This window comes from Microbacterium sp. 11MF (genome assembly GCF_000383475.1).
In the GTDB taxonomy this organism is placed as follows: Bacteria; Actinomycetota; Actinomycetes; order Actinomycetales; family Microbacteriaceae; genus Microbacterium; species Microbacterium aquilitoris.
In genome coordinates this window covers 269,698-290,155 of the sequence record NZ_KB911460.1, presented here as the reverse complement: position 1 = coordinate 290,155, position 20,458 = coordinate 269,698, and the positions used below count along the sequence as shown (strand labels likewise).

At 70.4% G+C, this 20,458-nt stretch carries 22 protein-coding genes and 3 tRNA genes; 8 read left to right on the top strand and 17 right to left on the bottom strand.

The annotated features are described in order from the left end of the window. Positions 1-174: 174 nt before the first annotated feature. From H286_RS0108365 to tilS, 12 genes are all read right to left on the bottom strand, one after another. A complete protein-coding gene (locus H286_RS0108365; protein ID WP_020097785.1) occupies positions 175-918 on the bottom strand; it encodes a formylglycine-generating enzyme family protein in 744 nt (247 codons plus the stop codon). Continuing rightward, positions 915-1,619: a DUF2520 domain-containing protein gene (locus H286_RS0108360; protein WP_028497450.1), complete on the bottom strand. Its 705-nt coding sequence runs from the start codon at positions 1,617-1,619 to the stop codon at positions 915-917. The genes H286_RS0108365 and H286_RS0108360 overlap by 4 nt, the downstream gene beginning before the upstream one ends. After that, positions 1,616-3,295, bottom strand: a complete 1,680-nt coding sequence (locus H286_RS0108355) for a PH domain-containing protein (RefSeq protein ID WP_020097783.1) — start codon at positions 3,293-3,295, stop codon at positions 1,616-1,618. The genes H286_RS0108360 and H286_RS0108355 overlap by 4 nt, the downstream gene beginning before the upstream one ends. Then, positions 3,292-3,864, bottom strand: a complete 573-nt coding sequence (locus tag H286_RS0108350) for a PH domain-containing protein (protein ID WP_018185755.1) — start codon at positions 3,862-3,864, stop codon at positions 3,292-3,294. Before H286_RS0108350 ends, H286_RS0108355 begins: the two co-directional genes overlap by 4 nt. After that, complete coding sequence (locus H286_RS0108345; RefSeq protein WP_018185756.1) at positions 3,809-4,300, bottom strand: DUF3180 domain-containing protein; 492 nt, start codon at positions 4,298-4,300, stop codon at positions 3,809-3,811. The genes H286_RS0108350 and H286_RS0108345 overlap by 56 nt, the downstream gene beginning before the upstream one ends. Then, entirely contained in the window at positions 4,297-4,833 is a 537-nt protein-coding gene (folK, locus tag H286_RS0108340) for a 2-amino-4-hydroxy-6-hydroxymethyldihydropteridine diphosphokinase (RefSeq protein ID WP_028497449.1), read from the bottom strand. Before folK ends, H286_RS0108345 begins: the two co-directional genes overlap by 4 nt. Further along, complete coding sequence (folB, locus tag H286_RS0108335; protein ID WP_020097781.1) at positions 4,830-5,198, bottom strand: dihydroneopterin aldolase; 369 nt, start codon at positions 5,196-5,198, stop codon at positions 4,830-4,832. Before folB ends, folK begins: the two co-directional genes overlap by 4 nt. Next, positions 5,195-6,004 carry a dihydropteroate synthase gene (gene folP / locus H286_RS0108330; RefSeq protein ID WP_020097780.1) on the bottom strand — a complete coding sequence of 270 codons (810 nt, stop codon included), beginning with the start codon at positions 6,002-6,004 and terminating at the stop codon, positions 5,195-5,197. The genes folB and folP overlap by 4 nt, the downstream gene beginning before the upstream one ends. Continuing rightward, positions 6,001-6,591, bottom strand: a complete 591-nt coding sequence (folE, locus tag H286_RS0108325) for a GTP cyclohydrolase I (protein WP_018185760.1) — start codon at positions 6,589-6,591, stop codon at positions 6,001-6,003. The genes folP and folE overlap by 4 nt, the downstream gene beginning before the upstream one ends. 10 nt (positions 6,592-6,601) lie before the next feature. Further along, a complete protein-coding gene (ftsH, locus tag H286_RS0108320) occupies positions 6,602-8,605 on the bottom strand; it encodes an ATP-dependent zinc metalloprotease FtsH (RefSeq protein ID WP_020097779.1) in 2,004 nt (667 codons plus the stop codon). Between the two features lie 69 nt (positions 8,606-8,674). Next, complete coding sequence (gene hpt / locus H286_RS0108315) at positions 8,675-9,226, bottom strand: hypoxanthine phosphoribosyltransferase (RefSeq protein ID WP_018185762.1); 552 nt, start codon at positions 9,224-9,226, stop codon at positions 8,675-8,677. 9 nt (positions 9,227-9,235) lie between these two features. Then, the gene (gene tilS / locus H286_RS0108310) at positions 9,236-10,231 is read right to left on the bottom strand and encodes a tRNA lysidine(34) synthetase TilS (protein ID WP_020097778.1); all 996 of its coding nucleotides are present in this window, start codon (positions 10,229-10,231) and stop codon (positions 9,236-9,238) included. A 172-nt stretch (positions 10,232-10,403) separates the two neighbouring features. Here tilS and H286_RS0108305 point away from each other — a divergent pair, with 172 nt between their 5' ends. Then, on the top strand, positions 10,404-10,937 hold the full coding sequence (locus H286_RS0108305; RefSeq protein ID WP_020097777.1) for an inorganic diphosphatase: 534 nt from the start codon (positions 10,404-10,406) through the stop codon (positions 10,935-10,937). Between the two features lie 65 nt (positions 10,938-11,002). On the opposite strand, the gene H286_RS0108300 is transcribed toward H286_RS0108305, so the two are convergent. Then, a complete protein-coding gene (locus H286_RS0108300; protein WP_020097776.1) occupies positions 11,003-12,466 on the bottom strand; it encodes a M23 family metallopeptidase in 1,464 nt (487 codons plus the stop codon). Positions 12,467-12,678: 212 nt separating this feature from the next. On the opposite strand from H286_RS0108300, the gene H286_RS0108295 reads away from it, so the two are divergent. The 3 genes from H286_RS0108295 (at position 12,679) to H286_RS0108285 (ending at position 13,001) form a co-directional block, all read left to right on the top strand. Further along, positions 12,679-12,751, top strand: a tRNA-Glu gene (locus tag H286_RS0108295). Positions 12,752-12,772: 21 nt separating this feature from the next. Further along, positions 12,773-12,846 (top strand) — tRNA-Asp (locus tag H286_RS0108290). Between the two features lie 82 nt (positions 12,847-12,928). Further along, positions 12,929-13,001: transfer RNA gene (locus tag H286_RS0108285), tRNA-Phe, on the top strand. 93 nt (positions 13,002-13,094) lie between these two features. On the opposite strand, the gene H286_RS15045 is transcribed toward H286_RS0108285, so the two are convergent. The 3 genes from H286_RS15045 to H286_RS0108265 all read right to left on the bottom strand — a co-directional run bounded on the left by H286_RS15045 (position 13,095) and on the right by H286_RS0108265 (position 15,494). Next, positions 13,095-13,241 (bottom strand): hypothetical protein, encoded by a 147-nt coding sequence (locus H286_RS15045; protein ID WP_020097775.1) that lies wholly within the window; start codon positions 13,239-13,241, stop codon positions 13,095-13,097. Positions 13,242-13,282: 41 nt separating this feature from the next. After that, on the bottom strand, positions 13,283-14,551 hold the full coding sequence (locus tag H286_RS0108275) for a GmrSD restriction endonuclease domain-containing protein (RefSeq protein WP_020097774.1): 1,269 nt from the start codon (positions 14,549-14,551) through the stop codon (positions 13,283-13,285). 187 nt (positions 14,552-14,738) lie between these two features. Continuing rightward, complete coding sequence (locus tag H286_RS0108265) at positions 14,739-15,494, bottom strand: MBL fold metallo-hydrolase (RefSeq protein ID WP_020097772.1); 756 nt, start codon at positions 15,492-15,494, stop codon at positions 14,739-14,741. A gap of 42 nt (positions 15,495-15,536) precedes the next feature. Here H286_RS0108265 and H286_RS0108260 point away from each other — a divergent pair, with 42 nt between their 5' ends. After that, a complete protein-coding gene (locus H286_RS0108260; RefSeq protein WP_020097771.1) occupies positions 15,537-16,133 on the top strand; it encodes a class I SAM-dependent methyltransferase in 597 nt (198 codons plus the stop codon). 2 nt (positions 16,134-16,135) lie between these two features. On the opposite strand, the gene H286_RS15220 is transcribed toward H286_RS0108260, so the two are convergent. Continuing rightward, positions 16,136-16,270 carry a hypothetical protein gene (locus tag H286_RS15220; protein WP_256335408.1) on the bottom strand — a complete coding sequence of 45 codons (135 nt, stop codon included), beginning with the start codon at positions 16,268-16,270 and terminating at the stop codon, positions 16,136-16,138. Between the two features lie 44 nt (positions 16,271-16,314). On the opposite strand from H286_RS15220, the gene H286_RS0108250 reads away from it, so the two are divergent. The 3 genes from H286_RS0108250 to H286_RS0108240 all read left to right on the top strand — a co-directional run bounded on the left by H286_RS0108250 (position 16,315) and on the right by H286_RS0108240 (position 20,457). Further along, positions 16,315-17,067, top strand: coding sequence for a DeoR/GlpR family DNA-binding transcription regulator (locus tag H286_RS0108250; RefSeq protein WP_020097770.1), 753 nt, complete (start codon positions 16,315-16,317; stop codon positions 17,065-17,067). Positions 17,068-17,128: 61 nt separating this feature from the next. Continuing rightward, complete coding sequence (locus tag H286_RS0108245) at positions 17,129-19,171, top strand: bifunctional rhamnulose-1-phosphate aldolase/short-chain dehydrogenase (protein ID WP_020097769.1); 2,043 nt, start codon at positions 17,129-17,131, stop codon at positions 19,169-19,171. Between the two features lie 41 nt (positions 19,172-19,212). Beyond that, entirely contained in the window at positions 19,213-20,457 is a 1,245-nt protein-coding gene (locus H286_RS0108240; RefSeq protein WP_020097768.1) for an alpha-hydroxy acid oxidase, read from the top strand. Position 20,458: the final 1 nt, after the last annotated feature.

Here is a 20,458-nt window from a genome sequence, read left to right as displayed (position 1 = left end):
GACGGGCTGCGGGCGGTTTCGGCGCGGGCGACGCGGGCGCGGGGTGTGTGCGCCGGGTGTGCGCCAGGTGTGCGCGGATGCAAGAGATCCGCCCCGACACGCCGCGGCACGGCATCCCACCCCGGGGTGTCGCGCACAATCCCTTGCATCCGCGAACACCTCGACCGCCAAGCCTCAGCGGCGCGGGGTCCAGCCGGGCGGGCGGGGGTCGCCGCCGGCAGCGCGCTCGGCGTCGAACGCGGCCGACCAGCCCTGTGCGGCGTCGACCGCATCGAAGCCGCCCCGCGCTACGCGGAACCCGACGTCGTCGTGCGTCATGCGGGGTCCGCCGCCGCGGCGGGTGTCGGCGCGGACGTTCCACGCGTCGTCAGCGAAACCGCCGCCGCGGAACACCCGGTAGTCGTCGTAGCGCTCGGTGTCGAGGAAGTCCCAGCACCATTCCCACACGTTGCCGAGGGTGTCGAACAGCCCGTTCAGGTTGGGGAGCTTGCCGCCGACCGGCTGCGGCGAGGTCACACCGTCACCCGCGGTCCACGCCACCTCGGGGAGCGGACCGTAGTGCGGGCCGGCCGACCCGGCGCGGCACGCGTACTCCCACTCGGCCTCCGTCGGCAGGCGGAAGCCGTCGCTGTCGACGTGCCACCGCACCTCTTCGCCGTCGACGGCATAGGCCGGATCGAGCCCCTCCCACTCCGACAGCGCGTTGCAGAACCGCACAGCGCGCAGCCAACTCACCTCGACGGCGGGACGGCGGGGGTCGGATGCCGCCACCCCGATCACCTCCGAGAGCTGCTCCTGCGTGACGGGGTAGACGCCGATCTCGAACGGCTCGAGAGCGACGGTCCACCGCCGACGACGACGCGCGTCGCGCAGTTCGACGATGCCCGCCGAGATGCGGGCGAGCTCCACGTCGCTCACGGAAGGGGCGGCCCGTCGCCGAGTGCGGGCGCGGCGTCACTCAGTGCGCGGTCGATCGTCGTGTGCACGAGCGCCGAGAGGTACCGCGAGGGGTCTTCGACCCCGGCGCCGCGCAGCAAGCCGGCCGCCTGTTGCACGATCGATGCCGAGAACGCGGTCGCCGTCGAGATCGCCTCGCCATATGCGGCGCGGTCGGCGTCGGCGACCACGACCGGTTCGCATCCCATCTCGACCGCGAGCGCCTGCGCGATCGGCATGACCGCGGCGGGCGCCGTCACGGCTGCATACGCGTCCTTGAGGGCGCGGAGATCGGTCGACGTGCCGGTGAAGGCGATCGCGGGATGGATGGCGACGGGGATGGCGCCTCGCGCCGCCGCGGGAGCGAGCACCTGTATGCCGTGCGCGGCATCCGTGTGCATAAGGATCTGCCCCACCTGCCACGCACCGAGTTCGGCGAGGCCCGCCACGAGCCCTGGCAGCTCATCGTGCGGCACGGCGAGGACCACGAGTTCGCTGCGCCGGACGACCTCTTCGGCGCTGACCCTCGGCACCTCGGGGAGGATCGCCTCGACGCGGTCGTCGTCCGAACCCGAGGTGATCCCGGTGAGCGCGTGCCCGGCCCCGGCGAGAGCGGCGGCGACGACGGGCCCGACCCGCCCGGCGCCGATCACGCCGACACCGAGGCGCCCCTCACGGTTCATCGCTCCCCCGTCGGCGGGGCGGGGGGCACCCACAAGGGCGGCACCGGCGCAGGGGGCGCGAGCGGCGGCGCGACCGAAGCCGCCTCCGGCCACTCCACCTCGACCGCGTTCCCGTCGGTCGGCTGAGCGCTCTCGGCGGATGCCGCGGCCACCGCGGCATCCGTGATCGCCCGCCACAGCTCGTAAGCGCGCGTGTGGTCGATCGACTCGATGGTGCCGTTCACGGGTCCCATGACCGTGTGTCCCGTGATGGCGGCCAGCCCGAGGCGACGCGCGAGCGGCCCCTGCGAGAGACGCACGGACTGCATGCGGGCCAGCGGCAGGATCGTGAGCTTCGGCCACAGCCGGCCGGTCCGCATCAGCACCGCCTGCGGCAGGACGAGGATGCCGTTGCGTCGCCACGTGAGCGGGTCGATCACCCGCGCCCGGGCAGGCGACGTGACGTACCCGTCACCCTCGCGGGGACCGCGGAGACCCGCGTCGAGCATCGCGGCGTCGACGGAGAGGGACGGCAGCAGCAGTCGCAGGACCCGCTCGACGTCGGCCTGCGTACCGATGGGCAGCACGTCGCCCATCTGGGCTGCCGATGCGTCGCTTGCCGAGCGGCCCGAGAGCTTGTTCACCCTGATCCGGTACCAGCCACCCCACCGCCACAGCAGCGGCTGCCGGATGTCGACGGCGTGCACGCGACCCGGGGGCAGCGTCTCGGTGACCGTCGTGAGCAGACCGAAGGTGACGCGCACCCCCGCCGACGACGGCGCGATCGAGTAGCGGACCGTCTTGATGAACTGCCGCACCGCGTACGCGCCGAAACCGATCGCCGCGGGGATGGACGCACCGAGAGCGGGGATGATCCAGATCGGTTGCAGCACGAGCCCGACGATCGCCGCCACCACGACCAGCACGAACCAGATGGTCGAGCCTGACAGCAACCCCGCGAGGATGAGGCGCGATATCGGCACGCGCACGATGGATTCGGGTTCGGCACCGTCGTCGTCGACACCGTCGATGATCTCGCTGATCCCGGCGGTCACGCGAGAGGTCAGCGGCCCGCCCGCGGATGCCGGGCGGTTCGCGGCATCCTTCGTCCGGTGTCCCGACGCGAGGCGCAGGATGTCGCCGCGGACCGTCTCGGCGTTGCGGGTCGACAGGTACTCGAGCTTGACGTTCGCGTCGAGGCCGGCGCCGACCACCTCGAGCTTGGCGAGTCCGACGAGGCGGGCGAGGGCGGGGCGCGTGAGGTTGACGCCCTGCACGCGGTCGAGCGGTGCGCGACGGTGCGTGCGGAACAGCACGCCGCTGCGCACCTCGACCTCGTCGCCCGTGATGCGGAAGGTATGGAAGCGCCAGGCGGTCCAGAAGAGGGCGATCAGGATGACGAGGCCGACCGCCACGGCGACGATGGCCTGCACCGCGATGCCGTTCTGCAAGACGAAGTCGACCGGGTCCTCCTCGCCGTAGCGGAAGTTCTCGGGCAGGAAGAACGAGATCAGTCGGTCGCGGAGGTTCGCGACCAGGATGCCGATGATCACGATGAGCGTCAGCCCGCCGCGCAGGAGCGGCGACAGCGGATGCATCCGGTGCCATTCGCCGTCGCTCATCTCGGAGCGGACCGCGGCGGGCGGCGGAGCGGACGCCTGCTCGAGCGGCGCGGGCTGGGGGTCGAGATCGCTCACAGACCGGTCCGCCGGGTCTCAGCCACCTCGATGAGCGTGTCGCGCAGCTGTTCGGCGTCGCGCTGCGGCAGGCCGGGGATCGTCACACCGGTGGATGCCGCCGCGGTGACGAGCTTCAACTGGGCGATGCCCAGCATCCGATCGAGCGGGCCGTGCGTGATGTCGACGAGCTGGAGGCGGCCGTACGGGACCGACACCATTCGCTGCCAGAGGATGCCGCGGCGGAAGACGAGGTCGTCCTCGCGCAGCTGGTAGCCGATCGATCGCGCCTGACGCGGCGTGACGACGAGCGTCACGAGGAAGATCGCGAAGAGGATGCCGCCGGGGATGAACGGCCACGTCGCTTCGAACATGAGCCAGAGCGTCAGCACCGCGGCCGCGATCAGCAGGAGCACGACGACGTAGCCGATGACCTGCCCGATCACGTACTTGCGCGACAGCTGGCGCCAGGCGCCATCCCCCAGCGGGAGCCGCGAGGCACCCCGCGGTTCGAGGATCTTCGTGAACGTCTCGTCAGTCGGAGTGGGAGAGCCCGTAGCCGGGTTCGTCGGGTCCGGGCTGGTCGTCATCATCGTCCTTCCGGATGGTGCACAGGTGTTCGGCGACGAGTGCACCGGCGACGAGGAGCAACCCGCCCCCCACCGCGGCGATCACCGCACCCGTTGAGCCTAACGAGGGCGACACGGGTCGTGTGAGCACGAAAGCGAGAAGCCCTCCGCCGAATCCGGCGACGAGCGCTCCGACGATGCTCGATGCCTTGGCCAGCATCGCGATGCGGAGCGCTCGGAAGGGGTCGACGGGTGCTGCGGTTCCGGCTGTCGCCCGGCGGACCGGGATGGCAGCGAGGACGACGGCGGCACCGAGCGCGACGAGCAGGATCGGTAACAGCGGCGACGGGGTGAAGGTCGGCTGCCCCATCCCCGTGAGCACCTGGTCGACGAAGAACCCCGCGATGCCGGCAACGACGGCGACCGCGACGAGGAGGAGCGGGTTCGTACGCCTCATCCCGCACCTCCGGGCAACGCGGCGCGCAGATCGGCGACCGTGCCCACGCCGGGGAGCACCGCGTCGGGGTCGATACTCAGCCACGGGTCGAGCACGAAGTCGCGTTCCGCGGCGCGGGGATGCGGCAGCACGAGAGCCGGGTCGTCGGAACGCACGTCGCCGTAGGTGATGAGGTCGAGGTCGAGGGTGCGGCTCCCCCACCGCTCGCGCCGCTCACGGCCGTGCCGGCCCTCGATCGCGTGCAGATAGCCGAGGAGCAGCGACGGGGCGAGACGCGTGTCGATGAGCGCGACCGTGTTCAGGTAGCGGGGGGCGTCGGCATCCGGCCCGCCGAGGGTGATCGCGACCGACTCGATCGGCTCGGCCGCGGCGACCAGCTCGGTCATCGGCAGGCGGCCGAGGTCGGCGATCGCCTCGGCGATGGTGTCGACGCGCTGACCCAGATTCGCGCCGAGGGCGACGACGGCGCGGTGGGCGGGGCCGTGCGCGCGCGGCTCCTTCTGCGGCATCCCCTCGGCCAGGCGGCGGCTCATCCGCGGGACCGCCTCACCGTGACGGCGACATCGCCGAACGGCACCGGGATCGGCGCGGCGGGTTTGTGCACGGTGACGGCGACCGCGTCGACGAGCGACCAGCCCGTGAGGACGGCGGTCGCGATGCGCTCGGCGACGGTCTCGATGAGGTCGACGGGGTCGCCCGCGAGGATCGCGGCGACGCGCTCGGCGACCTCCCCGTAGTGGACGGTGTCGGTGACGTCGTCGGTCGCCGCGGCGCGGGCCAACGACAGCGACAGGACCAGGTCGGCGACGAACTCCTGCCCGTCGCGGCGCTCGTGCTCGTAGACGCCGTGGAATCCGGTGGCACGGATGCCGGTGATCGCGATCTCGTCGGTCGTCATCCTTCACCCTCCCACGCGGTCCGCACGGCGAGGGCGAGACGCGTCGCGGCGACGTCGTGCACGCGCACCGCCCAGGCGCCGGCCTGCGCGGCGAGGACGCTCGTGACGGCCGTGGCGAGGTCGAGGTCCGACTCACCGCTGAGCTCGATACCCGCGGCGGATGCGGCGACCGCCAGCATCCGCTTACGGCTCGTGCCGATGAGCACGCGATGACCACCGCCGACGAGCTCGTCGAGGCCGCGGACGACGTGCCAGTTCTGCTCGGGCGTCTTGCCGAAGCCGAAGCCCGGGTCGACGATGATGCGGTGATCCGGGATGCCGGCCGCCCGAGCCGCGGCGACGCGCTCAGCGAGTTCGCCGACCACCTCCGCGACGATGTCGTCGTAGACGGCGGTGCCGTACATGTCGTCGGAGTGCCCGCGCCAGTGCTGCACGACGACGTCCGCGTCGGTGCGGGCGACGACGGCGAGCATGTCGGGGTCGGCGAGGCCGCCCGAGACGTCGTTGACGATCCGGGCACCGGCTGCGACCGCGGCAGCGGCGGTGCCCGCGTTCATCGTGTCGACGCTGATGACCGCCCCCTCGGCGGCGAGCGTCTCGATGACCGGCAGGATGCGCGCCTGCTCGTCGCCCTGCGCGACCCGCGTCGCGCCGGGCCGAGTGGACTCCCCGCCGATGTCGAGCAGGTCAGCCCCGTCGGCGAGGAGGGCGCGGCCGTGGGCGATCGCCGCCTCGTGCGTGGCGTACCGTCCGCCGTCGCTGAACGAGTCCGGCGTGACGTTCACGATGCCCATGACGAGGGTCATGTCCGACCGCCGGTCAGCAGGGCGATCGCCTCGGCGCGCGCCACGGGGTCGGTGAACACGCCGCGGGCGGCGATGGTGACAGTGGATGCCGCGGGCTGCCGTCCCCCGCGCATCGTCACGCACTCGTGCACCGCGTCGAGCACGACGAGCACACCGCGGGTGTCGATCGAGCCGGCGATCGTGTCGGCGACCTGCTCGCCCAGGCGCTCCTGCACCTGCGGGCGCGCCGCGAGGATGTCGATCACCTTCGGCAGAGCGCCGAGTCCCACGACCTGTTCGCCGGGAAGGTAGGCGACGTGCGCATGCCCGGCGAACGGCAGCAGGTGGTGCTCGCAGACGGAGCGGAACCGGATGTCACGGAGCATGACCGCACCGGAGGGGAGCGTGTCGGGCGCCGGACCGCGCGTGACCGAAATCGTATGCGCGAGCGGGGCTGCGGCATCCTCACCCACACCCGAGAAGAACTCCGCGTACGCGTCGGCAACGCGCTGCGGAGTCAGCTTCAGGCCGGGACGTTCCGGGTCTTCACCGATGGCGACGAGCAGTTCCCGCACCAGTTCGGAGACGCGCTCGCGGTCGACCGCCATGCGCGCCGCCTCAGGCCGTCGCGGGTCGAGCCTGCCCGGTCGCGTGGCGCGCCGACGAGGTCTCGGGGGCCGGCTGCTCGGCCTCGGTGTTCGCCGCGACCGGAGCCTCGGCGCGACGGGGCACCTCGACGGGCGGAAGCGTCGAGACGGGACGCTCGCTGCTCGAGAGCCACTGCGGCCGGGGCGGCAGGCGCTTGATGTCCTTGAAGATCTCGGCGAGCTCGAGGTGATCGAGCGTCTCCTTCTCAAGCAGCGCCAGGGCGAGCCGGTCGAGGACCTCGCGGTTCGCGTTCAGCACCTCGTACGCCTCGTTGTGCGCCTGCTCGATGAGTCCGCGCACCTGGGCGTCGACGCGCTCGGCGATGCGCTCGCTGAAGTCGCGGCCGTGACCCATGTCGCGTCCCATGAAGACCTCACCCGACGACGAGCCGAGCTTCACGGGCCCGACGTCGGTGGTCATGCCGTACTCGGTGACCATCTTGCGGGCGATGCCGGTCGCCTTCTCGATGTCGTTCGAGGCACCCGTGGTGGGGTCGTGGAAGACGATCTCCTCGGCGACGCGGCCGCCCATCGCGTACGTCAGCTGGTCCTGCAGCTCGTTGCGGGTGATGGAGTACTTGTCGTCGAGCGGCAGCACCATCGTGTACCCGAGCGCCTTGCCACGGGGAAGGATCGTGACCTTCGTGACGGGGTCGGTGTGGTTCATCGCTGCGGCGGCGAGGGCGTGGCCGCCCTCGTGGTACGCCGTGATCAGCTTCTCCTTGTCCTTCATGACGCGCGTGCGACGCTGCGGACCGGCGATGACGCGGTCGATCGCCTCGTCGAGCGCGCGCATGTCGATGAGCTGGGCGTTCGAGCGGGCGGTCAGGAGCGCGGCCTCGTTCAGGACGTTGGCCAGGTCGGCGCCGGTGAAGCCGGGCGTCTTGCGCGCGATGACGGCGAGGTCGACCGACGGCGAGAGCGGCTTGCCGCGGCCGTGCACCTCGAGGATGCGCTGGCGACCCTTCAGGTCGGGCGCGTCGACGCCGATCTGGCGGTCGAAGCGGCCCGGGCGGAGGAGCGCGGGGTCGAGGATGTCGGGGCGGTTCGTCGCCGCGATCACGAGCACCGAGACCTTCGGGTCGAAGCCGTCCATCTCGACGAGCATCTGGTTGAGCGTCTGCTCGCGCTCGTCGTGACCGCCGCCCATGCCGGCGCCGCGGTGGCGACCGACGGCGTCGATCTCGTCGATGAAGATGATGGCCGGAGCGTTCTCCTTGGCCTCCTTGAAGAGGTCGCGCACGCGGCTCGCGCCGACACCCACGAACATCTCGACGAAATCGGAACCCGAGATCGAGTAGAACGGGACGCCCGCCTCACCGGCGACGGCGCGCGCGAGCAGGGTCTTACCGGTTCCGGGAGGGCCGTACAGCAGCACGCCCTTCGGGATGCGGGCGCCGACGGCCTGGAACTTCGCCGGGTCCTTCAGGAAGTCCTTGATCTCCTGCATCTCCTCGATGGCCTCGTCGGAGCCGGCCACGTCGGCGAAGGTGACCGTCGGGGTCTCCTTGGTCACGAGCTTGGCGCGCGACTTGCCGAACTGCATGACCTTGCTGCCGCCGCCCTGGGCGCTCGAGAGCAGCCACCAGAAGAGCAGACCGAGGATGAGGATGGGCAGGAGGATCGAGATCAGGCTGCCGAACCAGCTGGTCTGCGGCACGACGTCGTTGTAACCGTCCTTGGGGGCGGCCGAGTCGACGGCCTGCACCACCGCGTCCGCACGTTCGGTGACGTAGTAGAACTGCACGTTCGTCGAACCCTCGAACGCCTTGTCCAGCGTGAGGTCGACGCGGTTGTCGCCGTCGGTGATCGTGGCCTGCGAGACCGTCGACCCGTCGAGGAGCTTCAAGCCCTCCTGCGTGGTGATGCTCTTGGCGCCGGTGAGGTTCGAGATCAGCGTCATGCCGATGATCAAGAGCACGCCGATGAGCACCACGTAGAGGAACGGGTTGCGGGAGAGCTTCTTGACGTTCATTGTGCGTTCAGGCTACCCCCGCGGCGCTATGCGGGGTCTGTGCGTTCGTTTTGGGCGTACCGCGCGAATTCAGGAGTACACGTGGGGCGCGAGGACCGCCACGTCGCGGAGATTGCGGTACTTCTCCGCGAAGTCCAATCCGTACCCCACGACGAACTCGACCGGGATGTCGAAACCGACGTAGCGGCAGTCGATCTCGACCTTCGCGGCCTCGGGTTTGCGGAGCAATGCGAGGACCTCGATCGAGGCCGCGCCGCGCGAGGCGAAGTTCTCGAGCAGCCAGCTCAGTGTCAGGCCGGAGTCGATGATGTCCTCGACGATCAGGACGTGCTTGCCCGAGATGTCGGTGTCGAGGTCCTTCCGGATCTGCACGACGCCGCTCGACTTCGTGCCGGCGCCGTAGGACGACACGGCCATCCAGTCCATCTCCATGGGGCGCTTCAGCGAACGGGCGAAGTCGGCCATCACCATGACCGCGCCCTTCAGCACACCGACGAGCAGCAGGTCCTTGCCCTCGTAGTCCGCCTCCACCCGACGGGCGAGCTCTTCGAGCTTCGCCTGGATCTCCTCCTCGGTGACGAGGACATCGGTGAGCTGGTCGGCGATCTCGGCTGCGCGCATTGCAGAAGTCTAAAGACCGGATCCGGCCCCCGTGAACTCGATCAGGGCGCCCGCGCGGCGGGCGCGGCATCCGGGTAGGTCGATCGGACCCTGCCCTGCCCACTCGGTGACCAGGCGCGCCACCTCGAGCGTCTGCGTGCGGGTGAGCGAGACGTGGAACTCGCTGGCGACCACGTGCCGGATGATGCGGTGACGGAGTGCGGGCGGGTTGGCGGCGAGCGCGGCGACCGAGACCGCGATGCCGGCCTCGGCGGGTTCGACGATGTCCTCGATCGTTTCGTCGATCATCTCGTCGAAGGCCTCGGCGTCCTCACGCAGCTGCGCCGCCGTGCGCACCAGCGCCTCGGCGATGCCGGGTCCGAGTTCGGCCTCGAGCATCGGCAGCACCGTCTCGCGGACGCGCACCCGCGCGTACTTCGGGTCGCGGTTGTGCGGGTCGTCCCACGGCTCGAGTCCCTGCGCCGCGCAGGCGTCCCGGGTGGTCCCGCGGCGCGCCTCGAGCAGGGGTCGCAGCAGAGGGATGCCGTCGAGATCGGATGCCGCCGCCATTCCCTGCAGGCTGCCCGCACCGGATCCGCGGGCCAAGCCCAGGAGCACCGTCTCGGCCTGGTCGTCCAGCGTGTGCCCGAGGAGCACAGCCGCAGCACGCACGTCGCGCGCGGCATCCCGCAGCACGCCGTATCGCGCATCGCGCGCCGCCGCTTCGGGTCCGCCCTCGGTGCCGACCTCCACCCGCACGATGAGCGGATCGAGGCCGAGCGTCGCGGCGGCACGCGCAGCGGCCGAGGCGACCTCGGCGGAGTCCGGCTGCAGACCGTGGTCGACGGTGACGGATGCCGCGCGCAGCCCGAGCTTCGGCGCCTCGAAGCCGACCGCCGCGGCGAGCGCGAGCGAATCGGCGCCGCCCGAGAGCCCGACGATGACGACAGACCCCTCCGGGAGGCCGGTCAGTGCGGAGCGGACGGCACGGCGGACCTCGGCGACGGCGGGATGCAGGGACGGCACCGCTCCACCGTACCGAGCGCTCCTCCACCACCGGGCGTGCCGAGTGCAGGAGAAATCGCACCCTGACGGGCCGGGACCGCCGTCCCCGAGCGTTTCACCCTGCGTTGGGCACACGCACCCGCGCAAGTAGGCTTGTGCCCGCATCCCACCGGACTTTCAAAGGAGCACAGGTATGGGCGCGTACGACGCCGTCATCGAGATCCCGCGCGGCAGCCGCGTGAAGTACGAGGTCGACCACGGCACGGGCCGCGTCTTCCTCGACCGCGTTCTGTTCACCCCCATGGGGTACCCCGCGAACTACGGCTTCTTCGAGAACACGCTCGGCGAGGACGGCGACCCGCTAGACGTGCTCGTCCTCCTCGACCGCGAGATCTACCCCGGCGTGCTCGCCAAGGTCCGTCCCGTCGCCGTCCTCAAGATGAGCGACGAGGCCGGCGGCGACGACAAGGTCGTCGCGGTCCTCGCGAAGGACCCACGCTGGTCGCACATCCAGGACGTCGACGACATCGACGAGTGGACCAAGGGAGAGATCGGCCACTTCTTCGAGCGCTACAAGGACCTCGAGCCCGGCAAGTGGGTCAAGGTCGACGAGTGGGCCGGTGCCGCTGAGGCCGAGCGTCTCGTGTCCGAGGCCTTCACGCGCTTCGACGAGCACGAGGGCGAGACCCGCACGCAGGGTGAAGGCGAAGCGCCCAACAGCCTCTGAGGCTCACAACGAGAAGGTCGGATGTCGCGCGGCATCCGACCTTCGTCGTTTCGGGACGCTGAGCGTCAGACGCTGATGCCGCGGGCGCGCAGGAAGGGTGCCGGGTCGACGCGGATGCCGCCGCGGTAGACCTCGAAGTGCAGGTGGCAGCCGGTGGAGGCGCCGGTGCTGCCGATGTAGGCGATCGTCTGGCCGGCACGGACGTAATCGCCGTATCCGACTGCGTAGCCGCCGTCGATGATGTGCGCGTAGCCGGTGATGGTGCCGTCGCTGTGGCGCACCTTGATGAAGTTTCCCCAGCCGCCGCTGTAGCCGGCGAAGACGACGGTGCCGGAGGCAGCCGCGTAGATGGGCGATCCGCACGAGCTGGCGAAGTCGATGCCGCGGTGGCCGCTGGCCGTGCAGCCGCTGGGCGTGCAGATGCTGCCGCGGACGCCGAACCAGGAGCTGATGTAGCCGTGGGCGGGGCGTACCCAGCCGGATGGCTGCACGACTCCACCGCTGCCGCCGCTACTGCTTCCGCCGCCGGAGGAACCGCCCGACGACGATCCGCCGCCGCTGGATCCGCCGCCGTTGTTGTTGTTCTTGGCCTCTTCTTCGCGGCGACGCTTCTCTTCCGCGAGACGACGCGCTTCCTCCTCGCGGGCTCGGCGAGCGGCCTCCTCGCGGGCCTTGCGGGCGGCTTCTTCACGGCGCTTGCGCTCGGCCTCGACGCCGGCTTTGTACGCGGTGACGGTTTTCGCGGTGGTGTCCTGCAGGGCCTGCAGCTGCGCCTCGAGCACTTCGCGGTGCTCGTTCTGCGCAGCCAGGGCAGCCTGTGCGGCCTGCGCGGCATCCTGCGCGGCCTGCATCTTCTGCTCGGCCTCGACCTTGCGCTTGTCGCGCTCGTCGCGGGCGACCTTGGCCTGATCAGCGAGGCTCTTCGCGCTGTCGCGCGCGCCGACGGCTTCGGCATAGACATCGCGGTTGGCATCGACGAGGCGATCCATCGTGCCGAGGCGGCCGAGGAGGTCGTCGGCGCTCGCGGACGAATCCGAGAAGAAGAGCTCGAGGGTGGCATCACCCTTGCCGGAGCGGTACTGCTCGGCGGCGAGCACACCGAGCTTGCCGGCGGCGGCCTTGGCGCGCTTCTCCTCGGCGTCGGCCTGCGCCTGACGCTGATCCGCAAGCGCTGCAGCGTCTTCGTACGCGATCAGGGCGTCCTGATATTCGGCGCCCAAGCGCTCGGCCTCGGCCTGCTTGACGGTGACGTCGTTCTCGAGAGACGAGATGAGGTTCTGGATGCGGGTAATCTCGGTGCCCTTGGACGCCTCGTTCTGACGCGCCTTCTGGACGTCATCCCAGCTGGGGTACGACGTCGCGGCGAACGCCGGCAGGGCGAAGCCGAGACCGGTGGATGCCGCGGCCACACCGAGGACGCCGAGGCCCAGCGCGTTCCGGCGGCTGATGCGCGACGAGAACGAGCGCGTCTCTTCGGCGGTGGGCGCGCAGCCGCAGTCGGCTCCGGTCGCTTCGGGCAGGTCGGTCACTGCACACACCCTTCCCTCGGCCAGATGGCGTGCTGATCCGCCCATCACAGTAGCAACACTGTTCACATTCGTCACAGGTCGAGACCGAGAGAGGCACCGCCATCCTGCCCGCGATTCCCCCATCGGAACGGTGGGCGCGCCCTCGATTCGCACATTCGCGAGGGATCGCATATGCTTGACCCTCGGTAAGCGTGATCCCCCCGGGGTCGCTCGGCCCCATCGTTTAGCGGCCTAGGACGCCGCCCTTTCACGGCGGTAGCACGGGTTCGAATCCCGTTGGGGTCACTCCCACAATTTAATAAGCATGGCCCTGTAGCGCAGTTGGTTAGCGTGCCGCCCTGTCACGGCGGAGGTCGCGGGTTCAAGTCCCGTCAGGGTCGCTCCGAGCGACAGGCCCTTGTCTTCAGCTTCTGTTGAATTCACGGGCCTTTCGTCTAGGACATGGCACTTCTGATGCCATGCGGCTCTGTAGCTCAGTTGGTAGAGCGCACGACTGAAAATCGTGAGGTCACGGGATCGACGCCCGTCGGAGCCACACGAACCGTCGTTACAACGGTTCTAGGAACCCTCGCGAAGCTTCTATTCGCGGGGGTTTCGCCTTTTCCGGCGCGGCCCGCGCCGAGTCCCGTCAGCCCGCATCGACCCGCTGGCTCTCCGCCGCCAGACGCGCCTCCTGGATGCCGTGCGCGACGGCCTTGCGGATCACCCAGTAGAGGACGTACGAGCCGGCGGCGAACACGGTGACGAAGAGCACGGCGCTCGTCAGGGGATCCATGCGACCAGTGTGGTCGCCACCGACTCGTCTGTCGACCGTCGCTACTCGCAGCCGACGCCGTCACCGTCCCGGTCGAGGTGCTTCGCGTAGCCGGGATCGCCCACGCGCACGGGAGCGGCCCCGGCTTCGCGGGCCGCCGTGCAGTTCTTGAAGTACACGTTCGCCGGCGGGGCGGGCTTCGACTCCTGCGTCGGCTGAGGCTTCGGCGCCGGCGCGGGCTTCGACTCATGCGTGGGCTGCGGATTCGGCGCCGGCGCGATGCTCGGGCGGGGCTTCGCCGCGGGCTCTTCCGCGATCGCCATGGCGTCCGCGGCGTAGTCCGACGTCCGCAGCTGCTCCGTCGGGCACCCCGTCAGGATGCGCTCCATCGCGTCGCGCTCCGCCTGCGTGACCCACAGCTCGTACGCGACCTTCACCGAGACCTGCCTCGCGACGTACGAGCAGCGGAACTCCGTGTTCTTCGGCAGCCACGTCGCGGCGTCGCTGTCGCTCTTCTGCGCGTTCGCGGCACCGTCGACGGCGAGAAGGTTGAGCGGGTCGTTCCCCAGGGTCTCGCGCTGGTGCGCGGTGAGTTGCTGCGCGCCCTTCTGCCAGGCATCCGACAAGGGAACGACGTGGTCGATCTGTACGAGCGACGAGGTGTCCTCGCCGCGCTCGAACGCGATGCGCTCGCCCGTGAACGGATCGTCGAGGATGCCGGAGGTCACGACGCATCGACCGTCCTTCTGCACGCCAGCGAGGTCGCGGGCGAGGACGTCGTCGCGCTGCCCGCATCCGTTGCGGTCGATGTCCTTCCAGCGCTGTCCGAACTCGTCGCGGTCGTAGCCCGTCTTAGGCGCGCGCCCCGTCACCTCGAGGGTCCCGAGAGCCGCCAGAGCCGTACCCGGCTCGGGCGTGACGGTGTCGGCCGGAGCCGGGGACTCCGGCTGATCTTCACCGACCGCGACCGCCTCGTCGGCCGCCGGGGATGCCGGCGCGAAGGCGACGGACGCCTCGTCCACGGTCGTGTCCGCCCGCGGCAGGACGAGGTTCGCCATCCCGGCTGACAGCAGCGCGACGACGACGGAGATGATCAGCGCACGTGCGGCGGTCGCCGGCGTCTTGAACCGCAGGAACGTCGGGTTCTTCTTGCCGAGCGAGACTCCTGCGGTGATCGCGACGGCGACGGCGAGGGTGCAGATGATCGGCGAGAGGACGATGATCGCGATCACCAAGACCAGGGCGAGAGCGATCCACCGGAACGCCTTGATTCGCGCCGCCTTCGTGGTCGCCGTGTTCGAGGCCGCACGGGGCGGGGTCGACGAGGGCATGGTGGTGCTCCTTCGAGCGAGGGAAGACCGCACGAAGGGCGCGCGAGTACTGAGCGAACTGGCCACCGATCCGTGGCAGCGGCAGAAGCCGGAGCGTCGTCGGGTGGGACGGTCGGGCATCGCCGGGACCGGGCTGCAGCAGCCCGTCGTACTCGACCGTATCCCGCCGTTCGGGCGCCCCCGCTGATCAGACAGTCAGCGTGTCGCCGTCCTCGGGGACGTGGACGGCCGCGGTGATCCCCTGCGCCTCTGCCGTCGCGCGCACATCGGCGCGGGTCACGGTGCAGTGGTCGAGCGCCTCCATGTGGACGGCGACGATGCGGGCGTCGGGGGCGAGGCCGTGCACCCGCACGACGTCCTCGGCGCCCATGAGGATCGGGTCCAGGCCGGGGAGCACGGCTTCGCCCGTGTTCAGGACGACGACGTCCGGCCGGTGGGCGGTGAGCGCCGCCTCGACGGCCGAGTGGTAGACGGTGTCGCCGGCGACGTAGAGGGTCGGCTCCGCGGAATGCGCGATGACCACCCCCATGACCTCTCCCAGTCGCGGGGCCGCGGCGAGCGTTGCGTCGGAGCCGTGCTGCCCGCCCGTGCGCGTGAAGGTCACGCCGCCCAGCGTCGTCTGCTCGTCGAGGACGATCACCTGAGTGAAGCCGGCATCACCGATCACCGCGGCGTCCTCGGCGTGCTGGACGAGAACGGGAACCTCACGCGGCAGGAGCGCGGCGGCCGCGGCATCCCAATGATCGGAATGCGTGTGCGTCACCACCACGATGTCTGGCGCCAGCAGATCCGCGAGCGGGACGACGAGGTCCACCAGCGGATTGCGGCGCTCACTGGCGAAGCCGGGCTGCGAGCCCCGTGCACCCAGCATGGGATCGACGAGGACGCGGATGCCGCCGACCTCGAGCAGCATGGTGGCGTTGCGGACCTGGGTGATCTTCACCCCGGGATCGTCTCACGTGGGCGGCCTCGATAGCCTCGCAGGATGACTCGCACGACCGCCGCGTACTCCCGCCGGGCGACGGAGTACGCGGACGCGCTGGGATCGGTGAGCGCGATGCACCACGCGGATCGCGACCTTATCGAGACGTGGGGAGCCGCGGCATCCGGTCGGCTCATCGACGCGGGCTGCGGGCCGGGGCACTGGACGCAGCACCTCGCCGAGCGGGGCGCCGAGATCCGCGGGATCGATCTCGTGCCGGAGTTCATCGACCACGCCCGCGCGGCCCACCCGGGCATCCGGTTCGACGTCGAGAGCATCGAGTCGATCGATGAGGCGGATGCCGCGCTCGGCGGCATCCTCGCCTGGTTCTCGACGATCCACCACGAGCCGTCGACGATCGCGGTTCCGCTCGCCGAGTTCGCGCGCGTGCTGCGTCCGGGTGGATCGCTGCTGCTTGGCTGTTTCGACGCGGACGAGACGGAGGCGTTCGACCACGCCGTCCTGCGCGCGTTCCGATGGAACGCAGACGACCTGCAGCGCATTCTCGAGAGTGCGGGCTTCGACGTCGTCGCCGTCCACCGCCGAGCCGAGCGCGGAGCGCGACCCGTCGCGGCGATCGTCGCCGAGCGCCGCCGCTGATTTCAGCGCGGCTCCGTCACGCGCACGAGCCCGCAGTTGAGGCACGACCACGCGACCGTGAACCGCTCGTCGTCGAGGATCTCGAACCGCAGCGGATCCCCGCAGGTGGGGCACATGACCCCCGGACGCTCGCTCACCATTCGAGCCTAAGGTCGCCGCGGCACCCGGTTACCCTGATCGCATGCCGCAGTTGCTCAGCGCCGAACGGCGGTCGCTCCTCCTCGAGATGCTCGCCGAGTCCGGCAGCGTCCGACTCGAGCCGGCCGCCGAGGCGCTCGGCGTCTCGGCGATGACCGTCCGGCGCGACCTCGACGACCTCGTCCGCGAAGGGCTCGCGCGGCGGGTCCGCGGCGGCGCGGTCGCCGCCATCGTCCCGCAGGACTTCACCGCCCGGATCGCCGCGCGCGGCGGCGCGAAGGCCGAGATCGCCCGCAAAGCGCACGACCTGCTCCCCCACGGCGGTGCCGCGGCGATGGATGCCTCCTCCACCGTCGGCGCACTCATCTCGACCCTCGACGACAGTGACGAACTGCTCGTCGTCACGAACTCGTACGACAACCTCCGCGCAGCCCAGGGGCGACCCGGCGTCGACGCGATCCTCCTCGGCGGCCGCCTCGAACCCCGCACCGGGAGCTTCGTCGGCGCGCAGGCGTGCGAGAGCGCGAGCCGGTTCCACTACGACCGCTTCTTCACGAGCGCCGCCGCCCTCGACCCGGCGTTCGGCACGAGCGAGACGACCCTCGAAGAAGCCGAGGTCAAGCGCGTCCTCTCGACACACGCCGACGAGACCGTCGTGCTCGCGGACTCGTCGAAACTCGAGCGACTCGCCGTCGCGCGCGCCCTCGCCTGGACCGACGTCGACCTGCTCGTGACCGAGCTCGACCCCGCCGACGAGCGGCTCTCCGCCTTTCGGGGGCTGGTCGACATCCGCTGAGCCTGTTAGATTGTGAAAGTTTTCACAAGATCTTTCACGCCTGAGCCTCGCAGGAGAGTCGATGTCCCCCACGCCCACGGCCGCCGCCGAACTCATCGCGCGCAGCAACCGCCTCGGATCCGACCCCAAGGTCACCAACTACGCGGGCGGAAACACCTCCGCCAAGGGCACCGACACCGACCCCGTCACCGGCGAGCCCGTCGAGCTCCTGTGGGTCAAGGGCTCCGGCGGCGACCTCGGCACCCTGAAGCCCGAAGGGCTCGCCGTCCTCCGCCTCGACCGCATGCGCGCCCTCGTCGACGTCTACCCCGGCGTCGAGCGCGAGGACGAGATGGTCGCCGCCTTCGATTACTGCCTTCACGGCAAGGGCGGGGCGGCTCCCTCGATCGACACCGCCATGCACGGACTGGTGGATGCCGCCCACGTCGACCACCTGCATCCCGACGCCGGCATCGCCATCGCCACGTCCGCCGACGGCGAGAAGCTCACCACCGAGATCTTCGGCGAGAAGGTCGCCTGGGTGCCGTGGCGCCGTCCCGGCTTCCAGCTCGGACTCGACATCGCGGCGATCAAGGCGGAGAACCCCGACGCGATCGGCTGCATCCTCGGCGGACACGGCATCACCGCCTGGGGCGACACGTCCGAGGAGACCGAGCGCAACAGCCTTTGGATCATCGAGACCGCCCAGGCGCACATCGACGCCCACGGTGCGGCGCAGCCCTTCGGCGGCATCCGCTCCGGCTTCGAGGCGCTGTCGGAGGAAGAGCGTCACGCGAAGGCCGCGGCGCTCGCCCCGACGATCCGCGGGCTCGCGTCGACGGACAAGCCGATGGTCGGCCACTACACCGACAGCGACGTCGTCCTCGACTTCCTCGCCTCCGAGAAGGCTCCCGCGCTCGCGGAACTCGGCACGAGCTGCCCCGACCACTTCCTGCGCACGAAGGTCAAGCCGCTCATCCTCGACCTGCCGGCATCCGCGTCCGTCGAGGACTCGATCGCGCGCCTTCGGGAACTGCACGCGGCCTATCGCGCCGACTACCAGGCCTATTACGACGCGCACGCAACGGCGGACTCCCCCGCGATCCGCGGCGCCGACCCGCTCATCGTCCTCGTCCCCGGCGTCGGCATGTTCAGCTACGGAGCGAACAAGCAGACCGCCCGCGTCGCCGGCGAGTTCTACGTCAACGCGATCAACGTCATGCGCGGCGCCGAGGCCCTCTCGACCTACTCCCCCATCTCGGACGCCGAGAAGTTCCGCATCGAGTACTGGGCACTCGAAGAGGCGAAGCTGCAGCGGATGCCGAAGCCCAAGACGCACCAGGGGCGCATCGCGTTCGTCACGGGCGCGGCCTCGGGCATCGGCAAGGCCATCGCCACGCGTCTCGCCGCCGAAGGCGCGTGCGTCGTCGTCGCCGACCTCGACCTCGAGAAGGCACAGGCCGCAGCCGCCGAGCTCGGCGGCACGGACGTCGCCATCGGCGTGGCCGCGAACGTGGCGGATGCCGCGGGTGTGCAGGCCGCGATCGATGCGACCGTCCTCGCCTTCGGCGGTGTCGACCTCGTCGTCAACAACGCGGGCCTGTCGCTGTCGAAGCCGCTGCTCGAGACCACCGAGAAGGACTGGGACCTGCAGCACGATGTCATGGCGAAGGGCTCGTTCCTCGTCGCGAAAGCCGCCGCGAAGGCGCTCATCGAGCAGAAGATGGGCGGCGACGTCATCTATATCTCGTCGAAGAACTCCGTCTTCGCCGGCCCGAACAACATCGCCTACTCGGCGACCAAGGCCGACCAGGCCCACCAGGTGCGACTGCTGGCCGTCGAGCTCGGCGAGCACGGCGTGCGCGTCAACGGCATCAACCCCGACGGCGTCGTCCGCGGCTCGGGCATCTTCGCCGCCGGCTGGGGCGCCAACCGCGCCGCCACGTACGGCGTCGAGGAGAAGGACCTCGGCCAGTTCTACGCGAACCGCACGATCCTCAAGCGCGAGGTCGTCCCCGAGAACGTCGCCGACGCCGTCTACGTGCTGACCGGACCGGAACTCTCACGCACGACCGGGCTCCACATCCCCGTCGACTCCGGCGTCGCCGCCGCGTTCCTGCGTTAATCCCGGCCCGCGTCGAATCACTCCAGAGGAGGATGGTTGCCATGGTGCAGCGTCAATTCCCGAAGCCGGTCGAGCTGCTCGAGCTCATGCAGTTCAAGAAGCCCGAGCTGAACGGCACGAAGCGACGGCTGGATGCCGCGTTCACGATCGCGGACCTCCGCACGATCGCGAAGCGACGCACCCCCAAGGCCGCCTTCGACTACACGGACGGGGCCGCGGAGGGCGAGACCTCGCTCGCCCGCGCGCGCCAGGCGTTCGAGGACGTCGAGTTCCACCCCGACGTCCTCCGGCCCGCCGAGAACGTCGACACGTCCGTCGAGATCCTCGGCGGACCGTCCGCGCTCCCCTTCGGCATCGCGCCGACCGGGTTCACCCGGCTCATGCAGACCGAGGGCGAGGTCGCGGGCGCGGGATCGGCGGGGGCCGCCGGCATCCCATTCACCCTGTCGACCCTCGGCACGACCTCGATCGAGGGCGTGAAGGCGGCGAACCCGCACGGACGCAACTGGTTCCAGCTCTACGTGATGCGCGAGCGCGAGATCTCCTACGGCCTCGCGAAGCGCGCGGCCGAGGCCGGGTTCGACACCCTGCAGTTCACCGTCGACACCCCCGTCGCCGGCGCACGCCTGCGCGACAAGCGCAACGGGTTCTCGATCCCGCCGCAGCTGACCCTCGGCACGATCGTCAATGCGATCCCGCGGCCGTGGTGGTGGATCGACTTCCTCACCACTCCGAAGCTCGAGTTCGCGTCGCTCTCAGCCACCGGCGGCACCGTCGGCGACCTGCTGAACGCGGCCATGGACCCGACGATCAGCTATGAGGACCTCGAGATCATCCGCGGCATCTGGCCCGGCAAGATCGTCATCAAGGGCGTGCAGAACGTCGCCGACGCGAAGCGCCTCATCGACCACGGCGTCGACGGCATCATCCTGTCGAACCACGGCGGGCGCCAGCTCGACCGCGCGCCGATCCCCTTCCACCTGCTGCCCACCGTGGTGCGCGAGGTCGGCAAGGACGCGACCATCATGGTCGACACCGGCATCATGAACGGCGCCGACATCGTCGCCGCGATGGCGCTCGGGGCGAAGTTCACCCTGATCGGCCGCGCCTATCTCTACGGCCTCATGGCCGGCGGGCGGGCGGGCGTCGACAAGACGATCGAGATCCTCCGCAGCGAGATCGAGCGCACCATGAAGCTGCTCGGCGTCGCCTCGATCGCCGAGCTCGAGCCGCGGCACGTCACGCAGCTCACGCGCCTCGCGCCGATGCCCCGTTCCGACGCCTGAT

Coding starts and splice junctions, on each gene's coding strand:
- folB (WP_020097781.1), bottom strand. CDS start 5,198: ATGACGACCGACGAGATCGCGATCACCGGCATCCGTGCCACCGGATTC.
- folE (WP_018185760.1), bottom strand. CDS start 6,591: ATGGCGGTCGACCGCGAGCGCGTCTCCGAACTGGTGCGGGAACTGCTC.
- H286_RS0108305 (WP_020097777.1), top strand. CDS start 10,404: ATGGGCGCGTACGACGCCGTCATCGAGATCCCGCGCGGCAGCCGCGTG.
- H286_RS0108360 (WP_028497450.1), bottom strand. CDS start 1,619: ATGAACCGTGAGGGGCGCCTCGGTGTCGGCGTGATCGGCGCCGGGCGG.
- H286_RS15045 (WP_020097775.1), bottom strand. CDS start 13,241: ATGGATCCCCTGACGAGCGCCGTGCTCTTCGTCACCGTGTTCGCCGCC.
- hpt (WP_018185762.1), bottom strand. CDS start 9,226: ATGCGCGCAGCCGAGATCGCCGACCAGCTCACCGATGTCCTCGTCACC.
- H286_RS0108345 (WP_018185756.1), bottom strand. CDS start 4,300: ATGAGGCGTACGAACCCGCTCCTCCTCGTCGCGGTCGCCGTCGTTGCC.
- H286_RS0108250 (WP_020097770.1), top strand. CDS start 16,315: ATGCCGCAGTTGCTCAGCGCCGAACGGCGGTCGCTCCTCCTCGAGATG.
- H286_RS0108350 (WP_018185755.1), bottom strand. CDS start 3,864: ATGACGACCAGCCCGGACCCGACGAACCCGGCTACGGGCTCTCCCACT.
- H286_RS0108260 (WP_020097771.1), top strand. CDS start 15,537: ATGACTCGCACGACCGCCGCGTACTCCCGCCGGGCGACGGAGTACGCG.
- H286_RS0108245 (WP_020097769.1), top strand. CDS start 17,129: ATGTCCCCCACGCCCACGGCCGCCGCCGAACTCATCGCGCGCAGCAAC.
- folK (WP_028497449.1), bottom strand. CDS start 4,833: ATGAGCCGCCGCCTGGCCGAGGGGATGCCGCAGAAGGAGCCGCGCGCG.
- H286_RS0108240 (WP_020097768.1), top strand. CDS start 19,213: ATGGTGCAGCGTCAATTCCCGAAGCCGGTCGAGCTGCTCGAGCTCATG.
- H286_RS0108275 (WP_020097774.1), bottom strand. CDS start 14,551: ATGCCCTCGTCGACCCCGCCCCGTGCGGCCTCGAACACGGCGACCACG.
- folP (WP_020097780.1), bottom strand. CDS start 6,004: ATGACCCTCGTCATGGGCATCGTGAACGTCACGCCGGACTCGTTCAGC.
- ftsH (WP_020097779.1), bottom strand. CDS start 8,605: ATGAACGTCAAGAAGCTCTCCCGCAACCCGTTCCTCTACGTGGTGCTC.